At 73.8% G+C, this 20,387-nt stretch carries 15 protein-coding genes; 8 read left to right on the forward strand and 7 right to left on the reverse strand.

The genetic code is table 11. The features are described 5' to 3' along the window. Positions 1-36 precede the first annotated feature (36 nt). The 4 genes from OO52_RS20565 to OO52_RS20580 all read left to right on the forward strand — a co-directional run bounded on the left by OO52_RS20565 (position 37) and on the right by OO52_RS20580 (position 4,801). Positions 37-1,056 (forward strand): ABC transporter substrate-binding protein, encoded by a 1,020-nt coding sequence (locus OO52_RS20565; RefSeq protein WP_030646984.1) that lies wholly within the window; start codon positions 37-39, stop codon positions 1,054-1,056. A gap of 48 nt (positions 1,057-1,104) precedes the next feature. Then, positions 1,105-1,914 (forward strand): GNAT family N-acetyltransferase, encoded by an 810-nt coding sequence (locus OO52_RS20570; protein WP_030646987.1) that lies wholly within the window; start codon positions 1,105-1,107, stop codon positions 1,912-1,914. Between the two features lie 263 nt (positions 1,915-2,177). Continuing rightward, positions 2,178-3,380 (forward strand): LLM class flavin-dependent oxidoreductase, encoded by a 1,203-nt coding sequence (locus tag OO52_RS20575; RefSeq protein ID WP_030646989.1) that lies wholly within the window; start codon positions 2,178-2,180, stop codon positions 3,378-3,380. A gap of 26 nt (positions 3,381-3,406) precedes the next feature. Further along, positions 3,407-4,801, forward strand: coding sequence for an NtaA/DmoA family FMN-dependent monooxygenase (locus tag OO52_RS20580; RefSeq protein WP_030646992.1), 1,395 nt, complete (start codon positions 3,407-3,409; stop codon positions 4,799-4,801). A gap of 191 nt (positions 4,802-4,992) precedes the next feature. On the opposite strand, the gene absR1 is transcribed toward OO52_RS20580, so the two are convergent. Continuing rightward, positions 4,993-6,078: a beta-glucuronidase AbsR1 gene (gene absR1 / locus OO52_RS20585; RefSeq protein ID WP_030646994.1), complete on the reverse strand. Its 1,086-nt coding sequence runs from the start codon at positions 6,076-6,078 to the stop codon at positions 4,993-4,995. 94 nt (positions 6,079-6,172) lie between these two features. Between absR1 and OO52_RS20590 the strand changes: the two genes are divergently transcribed. Beyond that, positions 6,173-7,897 (forward strand): LuxR family transcriptional regulator AbsR2, encoded by a 1,725-nt coding sequence (locus OO52_RS20590; RefSeq protein WP_030646996.1) that lies wholly within the window; start codon positions 6,173-6,175, stop codon positions 7,895-7,897. Between the two features lie 281 nt (positions 7,898-8,178). On the opposite strand, the gene OO52_RS20595 is transcribed toward OO52_RS20590, so the two are convergent. Beyond that, positions 8,179-10,791, reverse strand: a complete 2,613-nt coding sequence (locus OO52_RS20595; RefSeq protein ID WP_234339592.1) for a CHAT domain-containing protein — start codon at positions 10,789-10,791, stop codon at positions 8,179-8,181. A gap of 76 nt (positions 10,792-10,867) precedes the next feature. On the opposite strand from OO52_RS20595, the gene OO52_RS20600 reads away from it, so the two are divergent. The 3 genes from OO52_RS20600 to OO52_RS20610 are packed head-to-tail and all read left to right on the forward strand — an operon-like array spanning position 10,868 to position 13,394. Then, positions 10,868-12,298: a S8/S53 family peptidase gene (locus OO52_RS20600; protein ID WP_030647000.1), complete on the forward strand. Its 1,431-nt coding sequence runs from the start codon at positions 10,868-10,870 to the stop codon at positions 12,296-12,298. Continuing rightward, positions 12,295-12,933 carry an RNA polymerase sigma factor gene (locus OO52_RS20605; protein WP_196942739.1) on the forward strand — a complete coding sequence of 213 codons (639 nt, stop codon included), beginning with the start codon at positions 12,295-12,297 and terminating at the stop codon, positions 12,931-12,933. Before OO52_RS20600 ends, OO52_RS20605 begins: the two co-directional genes overlap by 4 nt. Beyond that, the gene (locus OO52_RS20610; protein ID WP_030647003.1) at positions 12,930-13,394 is read left to right on the forward strand and encodes a hypothetical protein; all 465 of its coding nucleotides are present in this window, start codon (positions 12,930-12,932) and stop codon (positions 13,392-13,394) included. The genes OO52_RS20605 and OO52_RS20610 overlap by 4 nt, the downstream gene beginning before the upstream one ends. 473 nt (positions 13,395-13,867) lie before the next feature. Here the strand turns inward: OO52_RS20610 and OO52_RS20615 are convergent, their stop codons facing one another. The 5 genes from OO52_RS20615 to OO52_RS20635 form a co-directional block, all read right to left on the reverse strand. Further along, entirely contained in the window at positions 13,868-14,659 is a 792-nt protein-coding gene (locus tag OO52_RS20615; protein ID WP_030647006.1) for an N-formylglutamate amidohydrolase, read from the reverse strand. A gap of 174 nt (positions 14,660-14,833) precedes the next feature. Further along, positions 14,834-17,053: an NADP-dependent isocitrate dehydrogenase gene (locus tag OO52_RS20620; protein WP_030647008.1), complete on the reverse strand. Its 2,220-nt coding sequence runs from the start codon at positions 17,051-17,053 to the stop codon at positions 14,834-14,836. 37 nt (positions 17,054-17,090) lie between these two features. Beyond that, entirely contained in the window at positions 17,091-17,522 is a 432-nt protein-coding gene (locus OO52_RS20625; RefSeq protein WP_030647010.1) for a DUF4186 domain-containing protein, read from the reverse strand. A 41-nt stretch (positions 17,523-17,563) separates the two neighbouring features. Next, positions 17,564-18,655, reverse strand: a complete 1,092-nt coding sequence (locus OO52_RS20630) for a mechanosensitive ion channel family protein (protein WP_030647012.1) — start codon at positions 18,653-18,655, stop codon at positions 17,564-17,566. A gap of 189 nt (positions 18,656-18,844) precedes the next feature. Beyond that, positions 18,845-20,383 carry an amino acid permease gene (locus OO52_RS20635; RefSeq protein ID WP_030937609.1) on the reverse strand — a complete coding sequence of 513 codons (1,539 nt, stop codon included), beginning with the start codon at positions 20,381-20,383 and terminating at the stop codon, positions 18,845-18,847. Positions 20,384-20,387: the final 4 nt, after the last annotated feature.

The following is a 20,387-nucleotide window of genomic DNA, read 5'->3' on the forward strand; positions in this document are numbered from 1 at the left end:
CACCACCCTCACCAGCGAGACAAGGACAGCCACGCCATGCCCACCCACCTCTCCCGACGCGCCCTGATCCGCGGCATCACCACGGCGACCGCCGTCGCCACCCTCGCCACCGGGCTCGCCGCCTGCGGAGGCGACAGCGAGGCCGTCACCAGGACCGACGCCACCGGCACCGTGACCGTGGGGCGGCTGTCCAACGGAGCCGCCAAGGAGACCGCGTTGAAGGTCTCCGAAGTGAAGTCCATCAGAGCCGAACTGCCCGCCTCCGTGCGCAGGAGCGGCAAGCTCGTCATCGGTGTCGGAGCCCTGCCGTCGGGCTCCGCGCCGCTGAACTTCGTGGGCAGCGACCAGAAGACCCTCACCGGATCCGAGCCCGACCTCGGCCGCCTGGTGGCCGCGGTCCTCGGCCTGGAACCCGAGATCAGGAACTCCACCTGGGAGAACCTCTTCGTCGGCGTCGACAGCGGCAAGGTCGACGTGGCGTTCTCCAACGTCACCGTCACCGAGGAACGCAAGAGGAAGTACGAGTTCGCCTCCTACCGCAAGGACAACCTGGCCTTCGAGGTGCTGAAGAAGAACCCCTGGAACTTCGACGGCGACTACGAGAACCTCGCCGGCAAGACGGTCAGCGTCGGCGCCGGCACCAACCAGGAGAAGATCCTCCTGGAGTGGAAGGCCAAGCTGGCCAAGGAGGGCAAGAAGCTCACCGTCAAGTACTTCCCGGACCAGAACGCCACCAACCTGGCGCTGAGCAGCGGAAAGATCGACGCCTTCCTCGGTCCCAACCCCGCGGTCGCCTACCGCGCCCGGCAGACCGCGAACACCCCCAGCGCCACCCGCAACGCGGGCACCTTCTCCGGCGCCGGCGAGACGCTCCAGGGCCTGATCGCCGCCACCGCCAAGAAGGACAGCGGACTCGCCAAGCCGCTCGCCGACGCCCTCGACCACCTCATCGAGAACGGCCAGTACGGCAAGTGGCTGGCCGCCTACGGCCTCTCCAACGAGTCCGTGGCGAAGTCCGAGGTCAACCCGCCCGGACTGCCGCTGGACAACTCCTGACAGGTCGTCGATTCAATCGACATCGAGTCGAGAGAGGGCATCGAATCCGTGGCACACCCGACCGACGTCCGCCCAGGCGCCGCCCCGCCCCTGCCGGACGCCACCGTCCTGGACAACGCCGTCTGGTCCGCCCTCGCCGGCCCGCACGCCCACCTCGCCGACCGGCACGGCAGCGCGGCCCGCTACCGGCCGGAGACCTACGCCTTCGCGGCGCTCGCCGACCCGGTCGACCCGGCGGCCTGGACCGACCTGCACACGCTCGTCGGCCCGGGAAACCCCGTACGGGTCAAGCCGGTCGAGCGGGTTCCCGACGGCTGGGAGGTGCTCGGCGAGGGCACGGGCGTCCAGCTCGTGGACACCGGGCTGCGGGCCGAGCCGGACCCGGACGCGGTGCACCTGGGACCCGACGACGTCCCCGAGATCCTCGACCTGGTGGCCCGCACCCGGCCGGGCCCGTTCCTGCGGCGGACCGTCGAGATGGGCACCTACCTCGGCATCCGGCACCGGGGCAGGCTCGTCGCCATGGCGGGGGAGAGGCTGCGGCCCCCCGGCTGGACCGAGATCAGCGCCGTGTGCACCGACCCCGCGTACCGCGGCCGGGGACTGGCCACCCGGCTGGTGCGCGCGGTCGCGGCCGGCATCCGGGACCGCGGGGACACCCCGTTCCTGCACGCCGCCGCCGACAACGCGCCCGCGATCCGGCTCTACGAGTCGATCGGGTTCACCCCGCGCCGCCGCTCCCGCATCGTGCACCTGCTCAGCCCGGGAACAACCGGAGCCGGCCGGACGTTGGACGTCACGACGAGATCCGCCAGGCGGACGCCGACCCGGCCCGCCGCGCCCGACGGACGGAGGTGACGGCCGTGACCCGAGTGCCCCCGCGGGCACGCGCGCCGCGCGCCCCGCACCCGTACCGCTCCGTCCGTCTGCACTCCCGGCCGCACATAGACCTGCTGCGCGTGTCCGCCGCGCTCTGTCGCCGCTGACCTCTCCCGGCCCCGTCCCCGGCCTCTCCCCGGCCTCCTCCCGGCCCGGGGCTCCTGCCGCCGCGCCCGCCCGTGGCCGGCACCGCCCGCCCCGCGAGCCGGCGTTCTCGTACGGACATCAAGGAAGGCACCGACGTGTCCTCGACTCCCTCCGCACCCCTGCACCTCGCCGTCGCCCTGGACGGCACCGGATGGCACCCGGCGTCCTGGCGCGAGCCGGTCGCCCGCCCCCGCGACCTGTTCACGGCCGGCTACTGGACCGACCTGATCACCGAGGCCGAACGCGGCCTGCTCGACTTCGTCACCATCGAGGACGGCCTCGGCCCGCAGTCCTCCCAGCTCCTCGCACCCGACGAGCGCACCGACCAGGTCCGCGGCCGGCTCGACGCGGTCCTCATCGCCTCCCGCGTCGCCCCGGTCACCCGGCACATAGGCCTGGTCCCGACCGTGGTGGCCACGCACACCGAGCCGTTCCACATCTCCAAGGCGATCGCCACCCTCGACTACGTCAGCGACGGGCGCGCGGGCCTGCGCGTGCGGACCAGCTTCCGCCCGGACGAGGCCGCGCACTTCGGGCGGCGCACCGTCCCTCGCATCGGCGGCTTCGACGGCCCGGAGGCGCAGGCGGCGGTCACCGACCTGTTCGACGAGGCCGCCGACCACGTGGAAGTGGTCCGCCGGCTCTGGGACAGCTGGGAGGACGACGCCGAGATCCGGGACGCGGCGACCGGCCGCTTCATCGACCGGGACAAGCTGCACTACATCGACTTCGAGGGCCGCTGGTTCAGCGTCAAGGGCCCGTCCATCACACCCCGCCCGCCGCAGGGGCAGCCCCTGGTCACCGCACTCGCCCACCAGACCGTCCCGTACCGGCTCGTGGCCCGCCAGGCCGACGTCGGCTACGTCACCCCGCACGACGCGGACCAGGCCCGGGCGATCGTCGCCGAGGTCCGCGCCGAGCAGGAGGCGGCGGGCCGCGCCGGCGAGACGCTGCACGTCTTCGGCGACCTCGTCGTCTTCCTGGACGACAGCCGGACCGGAGCGGAGGCCCGCCGCGACCGCCTCGACACGCTCGCGGGCGAGCCGTACACCAGCGACGCCCGGATCTTCACCGGTACGGCCGCCCAACTCGCCGACCTGCTGGAGGAGTGGGCGGCAGGCGGGCTGACCGGGTTCCGGCTGCGGCCCGCGGTCGCCGGCCACGACCTGCCCCGGATCACCCAGGACCTGGTACCCGAGCTGCGGCGCCGCCACCGCTTCCGGGACGCCTACGAGGCCGGCACCCTGCGCGGCCTCCTCGGCCTCGCCCGCCCCGCCAACCGCTACGCAGCAGCCTGAACGCCGGAGAGGACGACCGTACCGCCATGAGCAAGCCGCTGAAGCAGATCCACCTGGCCGCGCACTTCCCCGGCGTCAACAACACCACCGTGTGGAGCGACCCGGCCGCCGGCAGCCACATCGAGTTCAGCTCCTTCGCGCACTTCGCGCGGACCGCCGAACGCGCCAAGTTCGACTTCCTGTTCCTCGCCGAGGGACTCCGGCTGCGCGAGCAGGGCGGCCGGATCTACGACCTGGACGTGGTCGGCCGTCCCGACACCTTCACCGTGCTGGCCGCGCTGGCCGCCGTCACCGACCGGCTGGGCCTGACCGGCACCATCAACTCCACGTTCAACGAACCGTACGAGGTGGCCCGGCAGTTCGCGAGCCTCGACCACCTCTCCGGCGGCCGGTCCGCCTGGAACGTGGTCACCTCCTGGGACGCCTTCACCGGCGAGAACTTCCGGCGCGGCGGCTTCCTGCCGCAGGAGGAGCGCTACTCCCGCGCCAAGGAGTTCCTCGCCACCGCGCACGAGCTGTTCGACTCCTGGCGCGGCGACGAGATCATCGCCGACCAGGCCACCGGCACCTTCCTCCGGGACGCCCAGGCCGGTGCCTTCGTGCACCAGGGGCAGCACTTCGACATCCACGGCCGGTTCAACGTCCCGCGCTCCCCGCAGGGCCGCCCGGTCGTCTTCCAGGCGGGCGACTCCGACGAGGGCCGCGAGTTCGCCGCCTCCAGCGCGGACGCGATCTTCAGCCGGTACTCCACCCTGAAGGAGGGCCAGGCCTTCTACACGGACGTCAAGTCCCGCCTCGCCAAGTACGGCCGCCGTGCCGACCAGCTCCTCATCCTGCCCGCGGCGACCTTCGTCCTCGGCGACACCGACCAGGAGGCCGCCGAACTCGCCCGGGAGGTCCGCCGGCAGCAGGTCAGCGGCGCCACCGCCATCAAGCACCTGGAGTTCGTCTGGAACCGGGACCTGTCGGCGTACGACCCGGAGGGCCCGCTGCCCGAGGTGGACCCCGTGGTGAGCGAGGACCACATCTCCCGGGGCCGCGCCCAGGTGCGGATGTACCGGGACCCGGTGGCCATCGCCCGCGAGTGGCGGCAGCTCGCCGAGGCCAACAAGTGGTCCATCCGCGACCTGGTCATCAACACCGGCAACCGGCAGACGTTCATCGGCTCCCCGGAAACCGTGGCGCGGACCATCAACGACTTCGTGCAGGCGGACGCCTCCGACGGGTTCATCCTCGTCCCGCACATCACCCCCGGCGGGCTCGACCCGTTCGCCGACAAGGTGGTCCCGCTGCTCCAGGAACAGGGCGTCTTCCGCGCCGACTACGAGGGCACGACCCTGCGCGAGCACCTGGGCCTCGCCCACCCCGACGCCGAGGCCGGCACCCGCACCGGCGCCTCACCGGAGCGGGCCGCATCCTGAAGCCCGGTCCGCCACGACCGGGACGCCGGGAGCACTACGGCCACGACCCGGCGGCGATGCGCGGTGCGCGCGGTCCTGCCCGTCGGTGAGACGGAGACACCGGTGTGGGCGTGGACGTCACCTCCCCCGTAGGTGACGTCCACGCCCGCTCCCCCGGTGCCGGACAGTGGCTCTGTGGCGTCCGTGTGCCGTCACCAGCACATGACCGCCGTCTCTCCCGACCCCCACGTGGAGTACAGGCGGACCCGGACGACATAGCGGCGGCCCTTGACGAGCCGGACCCGGACGGCGGCGTTGTCCGGCGTGCCGCCGTCGTCGTGGCCCGCGAGGAAGCGCGGCTCCCCGTCGCGCTCCTCGAAGACCACCAGCACGGTGTCGGCGTCGCCGAAGGTGCCCACGGTGTACTCGCGGGTCTCCGGCGGCTCGACGGTGAAGTCGGCCTGCTCGCCCGCCCCCAGACCGAGCGGCGCGGACCGGAACGGCACCAGTCCGGCAGGCCCGCCCGGTGCGACGGGCGGGTACCAGCGGAGCACGAACTCCTTGTCGGCCGGGGACGGAGCACCGGGCGGACGCAGTCCCCCGCGGTACTGCTCCGGCTCCAGGACCAGCCCCGGCCCGAACGGCAGCGTCATCACCGACTGCGGATCCCACATCGAGCCGCCCGCCTCACAGGCGTCCAGCCGGCGCAGCACGTTCGTGTACGTCGTCTCCCGGCTCCAGAAGTTCGGCGGGCCCGCCAGCTCGGCGTACACGGCCTCGTCGTCCCAGTGCAGCCCGGCGAACGGACTCTGGTGCTCGTGCACCATGCCGAGCGCGTGCCCGATCTGGTGCAGGACGGTCCCGCGCTCCCCGGGCGCGGTCACGTCCCAGCCGAGGTTCATGGTGCGCTCGCCCCGGCCCACCGACAGCGCGTCCCGGCCGACCGCCGACCAGGACCCGGCACCGGCCTGGAACCCGATCCGCAGTTCCGCCTCGTGCCGGTCGCCGACCTCGGCGAACGTGACGCCGATGCCGAGGTCCTGCCATTCGCCGAAGCACCCGCGGACCACGTCCCGCTGCTCCTCGCCGCCCGCCCACGGCACCCGGCGCAGCTCCCCGGTCCCGGGAACCGGGACGACCGAGGCGTCGGTGCGGGCGTCCAGGAAGCAGTAGTGCAGGACCGTGCCGTTGACCCACATCCGCCGCCCGGCGAGCAGCGCGCCGAGCCGCTCGGCGGTCAGCCCCCGCGCGAACGACGGGGCCGGCTGCCGCGGAAGCGAGCAGAGGCGTCGGGTCATGCGGCCAGCGTGCCCGCCGCCCCGGCCGCGCGCCTGAGTCGGGGGCTACTCAAGTCGCCCTGTATCAAACCTGAGTACGCGCGCTCAGGATGACGTGAGGACCTACGAACAGGACGCGAAGACCCTGGAGCTGCCCTGGCCGTTCACCGGCCGGGCCGACGAACTGGAGCTGGTGCGCGGTGCACTGACCGCCGGCCGCCCCGGCATCGTGGTGACCGGCCCGGCCGGCCGCGGCAAGACCCGGCTGATCACGGAGGCGGTCCGGGGCACCGACCACGCCCGGGTGACCGGCACGCCCGAGGCCCGGGACCTGCCCCTCGCGGCCTTCGCGCACCTGCTCCCCGACACCGTCTCGCTGCACCGCGCGGTCCGCGCGCTGTCCGGCGTACGGCTCCTGGTCGTGGACGACGCCCAACTGCTGGACGAGACCTCCGCCGCCCTGGTCCACCAGCTCGCCGTGCAGGGCCGCACCCGCCTGGTCGTGGCCGCGGCGGACGGCCCGCCGGCGCCCGGCGCGGTGTCCCGGCTGTGGACCGGGGAACTGCTGCCCCGGCTGGTCCTCGACCCGCTCTCCCCCGAGGACACCGCCCAGTTGCTCGCCGGCGCCGGTCTGGAACCGCTCACCGTGCGCCGGCTGCACCAGGCGTGCCGGGGCGATCTGCGCCTGCTGCGCGACCTGGTGACCGCGCTCACCGGGTCCGGCCGGCTGACGCCCGTCCCGGACACCGGCGAACGGGCCTGGCGCGGCCCCCTGCCGGTCACCCCGGCCGTCCGCGAGCGGCTCGCCCCCGCCCTGGAGCGGTCCGGCCCCGGCGAACGCGACGCCCTGGAACGCGTCGCCTTCGCCGAACCCCTGCCGCTGCCCGTGGAAGAGCTGGACCTCGACCTCCTCGAACGCCTGGAGGCGGACGGCCTGATCGACGTCGACGAACAGGGTGCCGTCACCCTGGCCCACCCCCTGCACGGCGCCGCGCTGCGCTCCACGACCGGCCGGCTGCGGGCGCGCCGGCTGGCCCGCGCGCCCTTCGCGCACGGCTCGGCGCTCTCCGTCGAACAGCACACGCTCGTCCGCCGGATGGAGCGCCTCGACGTCCGGCCGGTGCCGACGCCGGTGGGGGAGTGGCTGGTCGCGGAGGGCGGCCCGCTGCCGGCCGGGTACGCCGAGGTCCGCGCCCGGTACGCGCGCCTGCGGGGCGAACTGCGGGAGGCGGCGGCATGGGCCAGGGAGGGACTGCGGGAGACTCCGTCGGACAGCGGGTGCGGGCGGGAACTCGCGCTCGCCGAAGGGCGGCCGGGCGAGGTGACCGACCCGGACGACGTCCACGCGCTCTACGACGCCGTACGCCTCGGCGAGCCCGAGCGGGCGGTCGGGCGGCTGCCGGCCGGCAGCGTGTTCGCCCGGCACGCGGACGCGCTTGCGTGCGGGGACGGCGCCGCGCTGGACCGGGCGGCGCAGGCGCTGGCCGAGCGGGGGTTCCTGCTGTACGCCGCGGAGGCGCACGCGCAGGCGGTACGGGTCCACCGTGATCCCCGGGCCGCGCGGCTGTCCCGTACCCGGGCCGTCGCGCTGGCCCGCTGCTGCCAGGGCGCGCGCACCCCTGCGCTGGCCGGGCTGGTCCTCGGTGAACTCACCGCCCGGCAGCGGCAGATCGTCACGCTGGCCGCGGCGGGGCTCAGCAACCGGGAGATCGCCGAGCGGCTGACGCTGTCCGTGCGGACGGTCGGCAATCACCTGTACAGCGCGTACACGCGGCTCGGCACGGGGGACCGGGGGGCGTTGCCCTGGCTGGTGGAGGTGCCGGACAGGGAGACGGCTTAGGCCGGGCCCCGCTCTCCGGTACCGGCGCCACACCATGGGGGAGCGGGCTCGACGGCACAGCGCGTCGCCGAGCGCGGTGCGGGCGTAACGGACGACGCGGCCGCTGCGGGTGCGGGTGAGCAGACCCGCGGTGATCGCCCACGGCTCGCCGGCTGGGTGGTGCGGGCCCGCTGTTCGCGGCGGCCCCGGCGGTGCGCTGGGCCCGCCGGGACGGGGAGCGGCGGGGCGAGCCCGCCCAGGCGGCCTCCACACGCGGGGCCGCAGGGAGAACGCACCTGCGCTCACGCCGCGCCGAACGCGGCGAACGCCCAGCCCGTCGCCTGGTGCACCGCGTCGCCGGGCAGGGCCGCACGGGCGTCCCGCAGCGCCTCGGCCAGGGAGAGGCCCGCGCCGAGGCCCTTGTGCAGGGCCAGCATCAGCGGCACCACCGCCGCGTCGTTGACCGGGGCGCTGCTCGCCACCACCCCGGCCGTGCCCAGCGGCAGCAACGCCGTGACCAGCCCCAGGAGTTCGTCGGCGCCGACCGAGGCGAGACGGGCGGTGTCGCAGCTCGACAGGATGATCCGGTACGGGCTGCGGGTCAGGCGCTCGAAGTCGTGCACGATCAACGGGCCGTCGGCCATGCGGAGGGCGGAGAACAGGGGGCTGTCCGCGCGGAACGTGCCGTGCGCCGCGAGATGCGCGAGGCCCGCGCCGTCCAGTTCCGCCAGAACCCGGGGCACCTGGGCGTCCTCGCCCTCCAGGACCGTCGCCGCGCCGTACCGGTCCGCCAGCTCGGGCACCTCCGCGCCACCCGTCGCGAGGCCGGGGCCGCGCACCAGCACCGGCCGGCCCTCCGGCGGCGGCGCCGTCTCCCGGGCACGCAGCCAACTGCCCGCCGACGGCGACACGCTGAGCACCCGTTCCCGCAGCGCGGGCAGCAGCGCCCACGGCACCCGGTGCAGCGCGCCCGGCGGCACGATCACCACCGGGCCCGGGCCGAGGTGCCGTACCGCCCCGGCCAGCAGCAGCTCTTCCAGGCGCCGGCCGGCGGCCTCCACGAGCGGGAGCCGGGCCTCGGCGCCCGGGTGCGCGAGCCGTCGTAGCCCGGCCTGCACGTGCTCGGCCTCGGCCACCGCCTCCGCCAGCGAACCGCCGGCGAACCGCCGTACCTTTCCCTGCCCGCACAGCAGGACGTGCACCCGGCCGTCGACCACGGCCAGTTCGACCAGCCGCCCGTCACCGAGCCGGTCCAGCAGCCGGCCCACGTCGAGCCGGTCGCCGGCGTCGGCGGCGGCCCCGCCCATGTGCCGGGTGCGGGAGCGGATCTCCCGTTCCAGGCGCCGCTGTTCGCGTTCCAGCGCCGGCACCGGGCGGCCCTCCATCCGGGCTGCCTCCGCGCGGGCCGCGATCTCCCGGTAGGCGGTCAACCCGCTCAGCAGCGCCGGATCGTCGGGCGGCCGGGTCGGCGGCGCGGACAGCACGGTCGCCCGCCACCGCTCGCTCCACCCCAGCAGCCGCCGGGGACTGCCCTCGGCGAGGCTCACCTCCTGTGCCAGCGCGGCCAGTTCGGCACCCTGCGCGGTCGCGTGGGCGCGCAGCTCCGAGGCGCCCAGGGTCATCCGGTGGTCGTCCAGCACGTCCAGTCCGCGCCGGCACGCCTCCAGCACACCGCGCCGGGAACCGGCCGCCCGCGCCCGCAGCGCCTGCGCCGCCCAGCCCGTCATCCGGGCCGGCGGCGGTCCGCCGTGCCGGCTGCGGGCGGCCACCGCCAAGTGCCGTTCCGCGTCCGCCGTCCAGCCCAGCGCCAGCGCGATCCGGCCCGCGAGCAGGGAGGCCTCGGGCGCGGCCGGCGAGCCGAAGGACGCCAGCCGCTCGGCGACCGCCGCCGCGTCCGCGACCATCCGCCCCGACCGGCGCCCGGCCGCCACCCGCGCCTCGATCAGCACCAGCCGGGCGTGCGTCTCCCACCACGTCCGGCGCTGTGCCGCGAACAGCCGTACGGCCACGGCGGCGCGGGCTATGGCGGTGTGCGCGTCCCCGGCCGAACGGGCGGCCCGCGCGGCGGCCAGCAGCAGCTCGGCCTTGCGGGTGGACTGCCCGCCGATCCGGTCCAGCAGCGCGATCGCCGCGTCCGCCTCGGCCAGCGCCTCCGGGGCGAGCCCCGCCGCCATCAGCACCTCGCAGCGCCGGATCGACAGGTTGTAGGTGGGGGTGCCCAGCTTCGCGTAGCGTTCCTCGGCCTCGTCCAGCAGCCGCAGCGCCGCCGGGACGTCCCCGGAGCGGAACGCGGCCAGGCCACGGCTCTCCACCGCGTCCGCCTTGTCGTGCTCCTGGCCGGTGGTGTCCCACAGCCGCTCCGCCGCCGTGAAGTCGGCGACGGCCCGGTCCACCGCGCCCAACGCCAGATGCACGGTGGCCCTGAGGGTCAGCGCCCGCGCGGTCCAGATGTCGTCGGCGACCTGACGCAGGACGGGGAGGGCCCGCCGTACGTCCTCCAGGGCCTCGCGGTGATGCCCCAGCACCCACCACACGTAGGCCCGCCGGTACAGCACCCGGGCCCGGGTGTGTCCGCTGCCCCGGGCGACCCCCCGCTCGAAGGACGCGAGCCCCTGCCGGGTGCGCCCCGCGTGCACCAGTGCGACCCCGAGGGTCGCGAGCACATCGGCCTCCCGGTCGGCCGACTCGGCGCGCGCGGCCAGGTCCCGGGCCCGCCGCAGATGCCTCAGCGCGATCCGCAGATCGCCGAAGTCCCGCTGCCAGATGCCGAGCACCTGGTGGGCGACGCTCGCGTGGACCGGTGACGGAGCGGCGCGCAGGACGTGTTCGGCACGTGCCCGGGCCTCGCCCGGATCGGCGAACACCATGGGCAGCAGTTCGAGAACCGACTCGCTTCCCGCTGTCACGTCTCGCATGGTAGTGGCCTGTTGTATCAGACGGTGGTCCCGCGGCTCTCACTGTCGAACACCGTCTTGAGGGGGAGGACACCACATGGCACCACAGCGGTTCCACGAGCAGTTCCACCACATCCAGCGCTCCCTGCCGGACGTCCCCCTCACCATGGGGCCGGACGACTCCGGGTACTTCTACGAGAAGGGCGTCGTCCTCGTCCGGGACGGCGAGGAGGCGCGGTTCGTCGAGGACGCCGTGCGCACGCACTTCACCGAGACCCAGGGACTCGTCCCCGACCACGTGCGCCGCGTGGGCCCGCGGGCCGGCCGCACCGGCGTCACCCGCATCCGGGTCGGCGACCCGGCCGAGGGCGAGGACAGCGTGCCGCACGCCCTGCGCGCCGTGCGGGAGGCCGAGAACCGCCAGGGCCGCCGGCTGGCCGGCCGCAACCACGTGGTGCACATCGCGGGGAACGTCAACGCCTGCCCCGGCGACGAGCCGGTGCCCGTCCCGCGCACCGAGACCGCCAACCCCGCACCCGCCGAGGGCAGTTACGACCCGGCCACCGCGGTCGGCGTCCTCGTGATCGACACCGGACTGGTGCACGACCACCGCTCCTACCCGCTGCTCGCCCACACCACGGGCGACGCCCAGCTCACCGAGACCGACGCCGACGGCGTGCTGCGCCAGTACGTCGGCCACGGCACGTTCATCGCCGGGGTCCTCGCGGCCGTCGCACCCAACACCGACATCACGGTGCGCGGCACCCTCAACGACGCCGGGGCCGTCCTGGAGTCGGAGTTCGGCGCCCTGCTCTTCGACGCGGTCGACCGGGGCGGCTGGCCGGACATCATCAGCCTCTCCGCGGGCACGCCCAGCGCGGACACCGACGGCCTGATCGGGCTGGACGCGTTCATGGCGGAACTGCGCGAGCAGCGCACCCTGCTGGTGGCCGCCGCCGGCAACAACGGCAGCGACGTCCCGTTCTGGCCCGCCGCCTACGCCGGCCTGCCCGAGTACGCCGACTGCGTGCTGTCGGTCGGCGCCCTCCGCGCGGACGGCGCGTCCGGGGCCTGCTTCACCAACCACGGGCCCTGGGTGCGCGTCCACGCCCCCGGTGAGCGCCTCACCAGCGCCCTCACCGGCTTCACCGCGCCCGTGCCGTACACCTACCAGCACTCCACCTACGACGCCTGCCGGTTCGGCGACGCCGACTACGCCTGCACCTGCCAGTACCCGCGCCACACCGGCGTGCTGAGCGAGGGCCGGGAGAGCACCGGCGCCAAGCCGGACCAGGTGATGTTCGACGGCCTCGCGCAGTGGAGCGGCACCTCCTTCGCCACCCCGGTGGCCGCGGGACTCGTCGCCGCGCGGATGACCGCGTACCGGGAACGCGACCCGCGCGCGGCCGGTGCCGGGCTGCTGGCGGCGGACGCGGAGCGGGCCGAGGTGCGCGGGGCGCTCGTCGCGGCGCTGCGCCCGCCGACCTGGCGTCCCGTCCCGGCCGTGATCCAGGCGCTGCCCGCATGAGGGCCGGAACCCTCCACTCCACGGCGTACGATGACAGGCCGTACACAAGGGGTGGAGCCGTGGACCGAACAGAGGTCGGCGCGTTGGTCCAGTCCGCCGTCGACGGGGACGCCGCGGCCTGGAAGGCGCTGGTGGAAGGGATGAGTCCGCTGGTGTGGTCGGTCGTGCGGGCACACCGGCTGTCGGACGCCGACGGACACGAGGTCTACCAGACCACCTGGTTCCGCTTCGCCCAGCACCTGGGCCGCATCCGCGAGCCCGACAAGGCCGGTGCCTGGCTGGCCAGTACGGCCCGGCACGAGTGCCTGAAGGTGCTCAAGGGCCTTGCGCGGCTCACCCTGACCGATGATCCACGGGTACTGGACCGGGCCAGCGAGGACCGGACGCCGGAAGAGACGCTGATCGATTCCGAGGAGGCGGCGGACCGGGCCGAGCGGGTCCGCCGCCTGTGGCAGGAGCTGGACGGACTGGGCGAGCGCTGCCGGCAGTTGCTGCGCGTGCTGATGGCCTCGCCGCCGCCCAGCTACGGGGAGATCTCGGCCGCCCTCGGCATCGCGGTCGGCAGCATCGGCCCGCTCCGCCAGCGCTGTCTGCGCCGGCTGCGGGCCCGGATGGACGCGCGGGGTGCGGTGTGAACGGCGACGACGAGAGGCCCGAGGAGTTCGCGGACGGGCTGCTGGAGGAGGAGCTGCGCCAGGCGGCCGCCGTCCTGGACCCGGTCCCCGCCGAGCTGGTGCAGGCGGCGCTGGACGCGTTCGCGCTGCACGACCTGGACGCCCGGCTCGCCGAGCTGACCTTCGACTCGCTCGTGGACGCGCTGCCCGTCAGGGGGGTCACGGACGCGCCGCGCATGCTGACGTTCCGCGCGGGCGAGGTGACCGTCGACGTGGAGGTCACCGACGACGGGCTGATCGGCCAGGTGCTGCCGCCGCAGTCCGCGCGGATCGAGGTGCTCGGCGGCCCGCAGACCGCCCGCGCCCCGCTCACCGCGGACCCCCTCGGCCGGTTCACCAGCACCACCCCGCCGTCCGGCCCCTTCGCCCTGCGCCTGCGCACCGGCGCGGAGGTGATCGTCACGGAGTGGCTCCGGGCCTGAACGAAACGGCTCGGACGGAGAATCGGGGACCGTGCCGGACCCGACGCGACAGGGAGCCGGACCGTGCCCCCGCGGGTCGGCCGGGAGCCGGGTGGGGTGTGCCAGGGCGCCGGGCCGTGTGCCGGGTGAGGGGCTGGGCGGGGGTGCGCGGGATAGGAGAGCCGCATGCCCGGCCGGGGCCAAGCGAGGCGTGCCGGGCCGATCTCGCGGTGCGCGTACCGCGAGATCGGCCGCTTGGTGCGGTGTGACCGCGGGCTTGCCGGTGCCGGGGCGCCCTCTGCGACCAGCACGCCCCGGCGGGGAGCCCTGTCGGGCCGGGGCTGGGTGAGCGGGCGTCGTACCGGTGAACCTGGTCAGCGGCTCGCGGTGCTCGCTCGGCAGACCGGACGCGTGGTGCAGGGTGACCGCGCGTTGTGCCGGTGCCCTCTTCCAGCACCGGCATCCCTCGGTGGTCCGCCGCACCGGCCGGACGGCTACACCGCGTCGACGAGCGTCGCCAGCGCGGTGGCGAGGTGGTCCAGGCCCGCACCGGCGGGGCCGCCCGGCTCCGTCATGTACGTGTCCCGCCGGATCTCCACCATCAGCGCGCCGACCCGGACGTCCTTGCCGTAGAACTCCAGTGGGACGTACGTCCCGGCGAACGGGCTGTCCAGGCCCGTCCCGCCGCAGTCGGCGAACGCCTTGCGGGCGGCCTCGGTCAGTTCCGGCCCGGTGTGGAAGGCGTCCGTGCCCAGGCACACCGGAGGGCGCGGTCCGCTGCCGTGCAGCTCGTACGGGAGCGGCTCGGCCGGATACGAGTGCACGTCGATGATCACCGCGCGCCCGGTCGCGGCCAGCCGGCCGGCCACCGCCTCCGTCATGGCCGCCGCGTACGGCCGGAACCAGCGGGCGAGCAGCGGTTCGGGGTCGGTGTCCGCGGGCCGCAGCTCATCCCGGTGCGTGGTCCGCGTGTACACGGCGCCCATGCCCACGGCGAGCATCTCCTCCCGCTCGTCCGGGAACCGCTCCGGGTCCACCACCAGCCGCGACAGCCGGTTCACGAACCGCCAGGGCCGGAGCCCGGCGAGCGCGGCGGCCCGCTCGGCGATCTCGGCGGTGTGCGCGTCCGTGATGTGGTCCAGCTCCCGCTCCAGCTCGGCGTCGTCCAGCACGATGCCGGCGCGTACGTCCTGCGGTATCGCCCGCGACGAGTGCGGCACATGCAGCAGCACCGGCGACTCGGCGGCACCGGGGAGGAGTTCGAACGAGGGGGCGGTCTGGGACACCGGCTGCTCCTGAGGTGTGTCGGGGGAGTACCCGATCAAGGTGCCATACGGCACTGACAACGGCCCCCGCCCCGCATGCCTCCGCCCCCGGCCGGGGGTTTCCCGGCCGGGGGCGGAGGGCGCGTCACCTCCGCGGCGAGGGCGCCGCGGGCACCGGTTCAGGCGCCGCGGGCACTAGCCGAGGGACGCCAGCGTCTCGTTCCAGGTGGCCGACGGGCGCATGACCGAGTCGGCCTTGGCCTTGTCGACCTGGTAGTAGCCGCCGATGTCGGCCGGCTTGCCCTGGACCGCGATCAGCTCCTCGACGATCTTCTGCTCGTTCGCCGCGAGGGTCTCGGCGAGCGGCGCGAACGCCTTCGCGAGGTCGGCGTCGTCGGTCTGCTTCGCCAGCTCCTGCGCCCAGTACAGGGACAGGTAGAAGTGGCTGCCGCGGTTGTCGATGCCGCCGACGCGCCGGGTCGGGGACTTGTCCTCGTTGAGGAAGGTCGCCGTGGCGCGGTCCAGGGTGTCGGCGAGGACCTTGGCACGGGTGTTGCCGGTGGCCGCCGCGTACTGCTCGAAGGACGGCACCAGGGCGAAGAACTCGCCGAGGGAGTCCCAGCGCAGGTAGTTCTCCTTGACGAGCTGCTGGACGTGCTTCGGCGCGGAGCCGCCGGCGCCCGTCTCGAACAGGCCGCCGCCCGCCATCAGCGGGACGACCGACAGCATCTTGGCGCTGGTGCCCAGCTCCAGGATGGGGAAGAGGTCGGTCAGGTAGTCACGCAGCACGTTGCCGGTCACCGAGATGGTGTTCTCGCCGCGGCGGATGCGCTCCACCGACAGCTTGGCGGCCTCGACCGGGGACAGGATGCGGATGTCCAGGCCCTCGGTGTCGTGCTCCGGCAGGTACTGCCTGACCTTGGCGATGAGGTTGGCGTCGTGGGCGCGGTTCTCGTCCAGCCAGAACACGGCCGGGTCGCCGGTGGCGCGGGCGCGGGTGACGGCCAGCTTGACCCAGTCGCGGATCGGGTCGTCCTTGGTCTGGCAGGCGCGGAAGATGTCGCCCTTGGCGACCGGCTGCTCGATCAGCACGTCGCCGTTCTGGTCGACCAGGCGGACGGTGCCGGCGGCCGGGAGCTCGAAGGTCTTGTCGTGGGAGCCGTACTCCTCGGCCTTCTGCGCCATCAGGCCGACGTTCGGGACCGAGCCCATGGTGGACGGGTCGTAGGCGCCGTTGGCCCGGCAGTCGTCGATGACGGCCTGGTAGACACCGGCGTAGGAGGAGTCCGGGATGACGGCGAGGGTGTCGTGCTCCTGGCCGTCCGGGCCCCACATGTGGCCGGAGGTGCGGATCATCGCCGGCATGGAGGCGTCCACGATGACGTCCGACGGCACGTGCAGGTTGGTGATGCCCTTGTCGGAGTCGACCATGGCCAGGGCCGGGCCCTCGGCGATCTCGGTGTCGAAGGAGGCCTTGATCTCGGCGCCCTCGGGCAGGCCCTCCAGGCCCTTCAGGATGCCGCCGAGGCCGTCGTTCGGGGTGAGGCCGGCCGCCTTGAGGGTCTCGCCGTACTTCGCGAACGTCTTCGGGAAGAAGGCGCGCACCACGTGACCGAAGATGATCGGGTCGGAGACCTTCATCATCGTGGCCTTCAGGTGCACGGAGAACAGGACGCCCTCCTGCTTGGCGCGGGCGACCTGCGCGGCGAGGAACGCCTCCAGCTCGGCGACGTGCATGACGGAGGCGTCGACGACCTCGCCCGCCAGGACAGGTACGGACTCCTTCAGGACGGTGGTGGTGCCGTCCTCGCCGACCAGCTCGATCCTCAGGGCGCCGGCCTCGGAGACGACGACGGACTTCTCGGTGGAGCGGAAGTCGTTCTCACCCATGGTCGCCACGTTGGTCTTGGACTCGGAGGTCCAGGCGCCCATGCGGTGCGGGTGGGTCTTGGCGTAGTTCTTCACCGAGGCCGGGGCACGGCGGTCGGAGTTGCCCTCACGCAGCACCGGGTTGACGGCGGAGCCCTTGATCTTGTCGTAGCGGGCGCGGATCTCGCGCTCCTCGTCGGTCTTCGGGTCGTCCGGGTAGTCCGGGAGCGCGTAGCCCTTGCCCTGCAGCTCGGCGACGGCGGCCTTGAGCTGCGGGATGGACGCCGAGATGTTGGGCAGCTTGATGATGTTGGCCGCGGGGGTCTTGGCCAGCTCGCCCAGCTCGGTCAGCGCGTCGGGGATGCGCTGGTCCTCGTTCAGGTACTCCGGGAAGACGGCGATGATGCGCCCGGCCAGCGAGATGTCACGCGTCTCCACGGGCACACCGGCCTGCGAGGCGTACGCCTGGATCACCGGCAGGAACGAATGCGTCGCCAGGGCCGGGGCCTCGTCTGTGTAGGTGTAGATGATGGTCGAGTCAGTCACCGGGTGCTCCGCTCCACGTCTGCAACATTGCTCGACATCAAGATATCTCGTGATCCGGGTCGGCTCGACAGGGGTCCTGGCCGGAAAACCCGCCGTCCGTCATCTCGCGCGCGATCCAGCGGCAGATCACGTCCACCACGTAGACGTGTTCGGCACGGGTCAGTGCGCGTCCCCGGGGGATGCCGTGCCAGCGCTCCAGGCAGCCCCGGCAGCAGGTGGCGGTCGCGTGCTGGGCCACGAACACCGGGTGACCGCGGTACGGCGTCTGCCGGCCGTCCTTGTACGGCTCGGCCGGCGCCAGTCGCTTCGCGATCAGGTCGTACGCGTGCCACCGCAGGGTCGCCGGTCCCTTCAGGGCGGCGGTCGCCCGGTCCCGCCCGCGCAGGTGGAACCTCGCCCGGAACGGCTGGCGCGCGAGCGCGTCCAGCCGCCGGTCGAGCGTGCGGGGGTCCGGGGCCGGCGTCGTCATGCTGCTTCGAGCATACGTGCCGGTCAGGAGGTGCGGCCGGGCTACTCCGCGGCCTGTGATCCCGACACCGCGCCCTCCCCGCTGCGCTGCTGCGGGATCACCGCGGAGCCCTGCTGGAGGGAGACCGTGCGGGCCGGGGCCGGGATGCGGATGCCCTCCTCGCGGTAGCGGCGGTGCAGGCGCTTGATGAACTCGTGCTTGATCCGGTACTGGTCGCTGAACTCGCCCACGCCGAGGATCACCGTGAAGCCGATCCGGGAGTCGCCGAAGGTGTGGAAGCGGATGGCGGGCTCGTGCTCCGGTACGGCGCCCGTGACCTCCGTCATGACCTCCGCGACCACCTCCGCGGTCACCCGCTCGACGTGCTCCAGGTCGGAGTCGTAGCCCACCCCTACCTGCACCAGCACGGTCAGCTCCTGCTCGGGCCGCGTGTAGTTTGTCATGTTGGCCTTGGCGAGCTGGCCGTTGGGGATGACCACCAGGTTGTTGGAGAGCTGGCGGACCGTCGTCTGGCGCCAGTTGATGTCCACGACGTACCCCTCCTCGCCGCTGCTCAGCCGGATGTAGTCGCCCGGCTGGACGGTCTTGGAGGCGAGGATGTGGATGCCCGCGAAGAGGTTGGCGAGCGTGTCCTGGAGCGCCAGGGCGACCGCCAGGCCGCCGACGCCCAGGGCGGTGAGCAGCGGCGCTATGGAGATGCCCAGGGTCTGCAGGACGACCAGGAAGCCGATCGCCAGGACCAGGACGCGGGTGATGTTGACGAAGATGGTCGCCGAGCCCGCGACCCCGGAGCGGGACTGGGTCACCGAACGGACCAGGCCGGCGATCACCCGGGCCGCGGAGAACGTCACCATGATGATCAGCCAGACCTGGAGCGCCTGGTTCACGTGGTGCTGGACGGTCCGGGTGAGCGGCAGGACGGCCGCTGCCGCCGCCGCGCCGCCCGCGATCGCCGCCCAGGGCACGACCGAGCGCAGCGCGTCCACGATGACGTCGTCGCCGCTCCAGCGGGTCCGCTTGGCGTGCTTCGCGAGCCAGCGCAGCAGGGTGCGCGACATGAAGGCGAGCAGCAGGCCCGCCCCCAGGGCGATGCCGGCGAGGACGAGGTCGTCCAGGGTCAGCGCGCGGTTCACCGGTCACCTCCGGGGCGTGCGGCCGCTGCGGAGAGCCGTTTGTGAAGTCTCGTCACGTTGTCACCTGCTCGATGTCCGGGATGTGCGACCGCGCCGGCCGGAGGAACTCCGGTGACCGGCGCGCTCGTTCATCCTGCCGTATCCGGCACGCCGGTCCGTACCGGGACCGGCGCTCTTCGGGCAGCCGGCTCAGACGATGCCCTCCGCGAGTTCCGCCTGGTCGCGGTCGCTGCCGTACGCGGCGGTGGTGGGGGTGCCGTACGACCGGCGGGCGACGTACCACCAGACGCTGGCGAGGACGAGGACCGCGGCGAGGGCGACGGAGGCGTAGTTCATGGTGTCGACCGTGACCGGGGACGCCTGCGGCAGGCAGAACAGGACCGTCACGCACGCCACCCACACGACGGCGATCCAGCCGACCGGCTTGCTCCAGCGGCCCAGTCGCCACGGACCCGGCTGGAAACGGTCGCCCGCGCGCAGCCGCAGGAAGACGGGGATGGCGTAGGCCGGGGTGATGCCGATGACGTTGATCGCGGTCACCGCGTTGTAGGCGGTCGCCGAGTACAGCGACGGCAGGGCGAGGACGCAGGCGACGACGACGGACAGCCAGACGGCGGCCACCGGCGTCTGGGTGCGGCCGCTGACCTTGCGCCACAGGTGCGAGCCGGGCAGCGCGCCGTCCCGGCTGAACGCGAACACCATCCGGCTGGCCGCGGCGACCTCGGCGTTGCCGCAGAAGAGCTGGGCGACGACGACCACGAGGAGCAGGGCGCTCGCGCCGTCGGTGCCGAGACCGTCCAGCAGGATCTGGGCGGGTGGCACGCCGGTGTCGGTGGTGCGGGTGGCGTCGTAGTCCTGGATGGCGAAGGTGAGACCGGCGAGCAGCACGAAACCGGCCAGCCAGGAGACCCAGATGGCGCGGACGATGCCGCGGGAGGCGGCCACCGAGGCGTGCGAGGTCTCCTCCGACAGGTGGGCGGAGGCGTCGTACCCGGAGAAGGTGTACTGCGCGAGGAGCAGACCGATCGCCGCCACGTACAGCGGGTTCTCCCAGCCGGTCTCGTTGGCGAACTTCGTGAACACGAAGGAGGCGGACCGGTGGTGGTCGGGGACGATCACCAGCGCGCCGACGATCAGCGCCACGCCCGCCAGGTGCCACCACACGCTGACCGAGTTGAGCAGGCTGACCAGGCGCACGCCGAACAGGTTCAGCACCGCGTGCAGCAGCAGGATGGCGCAGAAGATCAGCATCGTCCTGCCGGGCGTCGGCTCGAAGCCCCACTGGAGGTTGGCGAACGCGCCGGTGAACAGGGCGGCACCGTAGTCGATGCCGGCGATGGCGCCGAGCAGGCCGAGCAGGTTCAGCCAGCCGGTGTACCAGCCCCAGCGCCGGCCGCCGAGCCGGTCGGCCATGTAGTACAGGGCGCCGGAGGTCGGGTAGGCGCTGGTGACCTCGGCGAGGGCGAGACCGACGCACAGCACGAACAGGCCGACGCCCGCCCAGCCCCAGAGCATCACGGCCGGCCCGCCGGTGTTCAGGCCGAAGCCGTACAGGGTCATGCAGCCGGACAGGATGGAGATCACCGAGAAGCTGATCGCGAAGTTGCCGAAGCCGCCCATGCGGCGGGCCAGCACTGGCCGGTAGCCGAGTTCGCGCAGCCGCTGCTCCTCGTCCTGCTGCGGCAGACCGGGGGAGGGGGCGGGCGAGGAATCGGGGGTGGGGGACACGCGG

Origin of the sequence: Streptomyces flaveolus (assembly GCF_000716535.1) — a bacterium.
Lineage (GTDB): Bacteria > Actinomycetota > Actinomycetes > Streptomycetales > Streptomycetaceae > Streptomyces > Streptomyces flaveolus_A.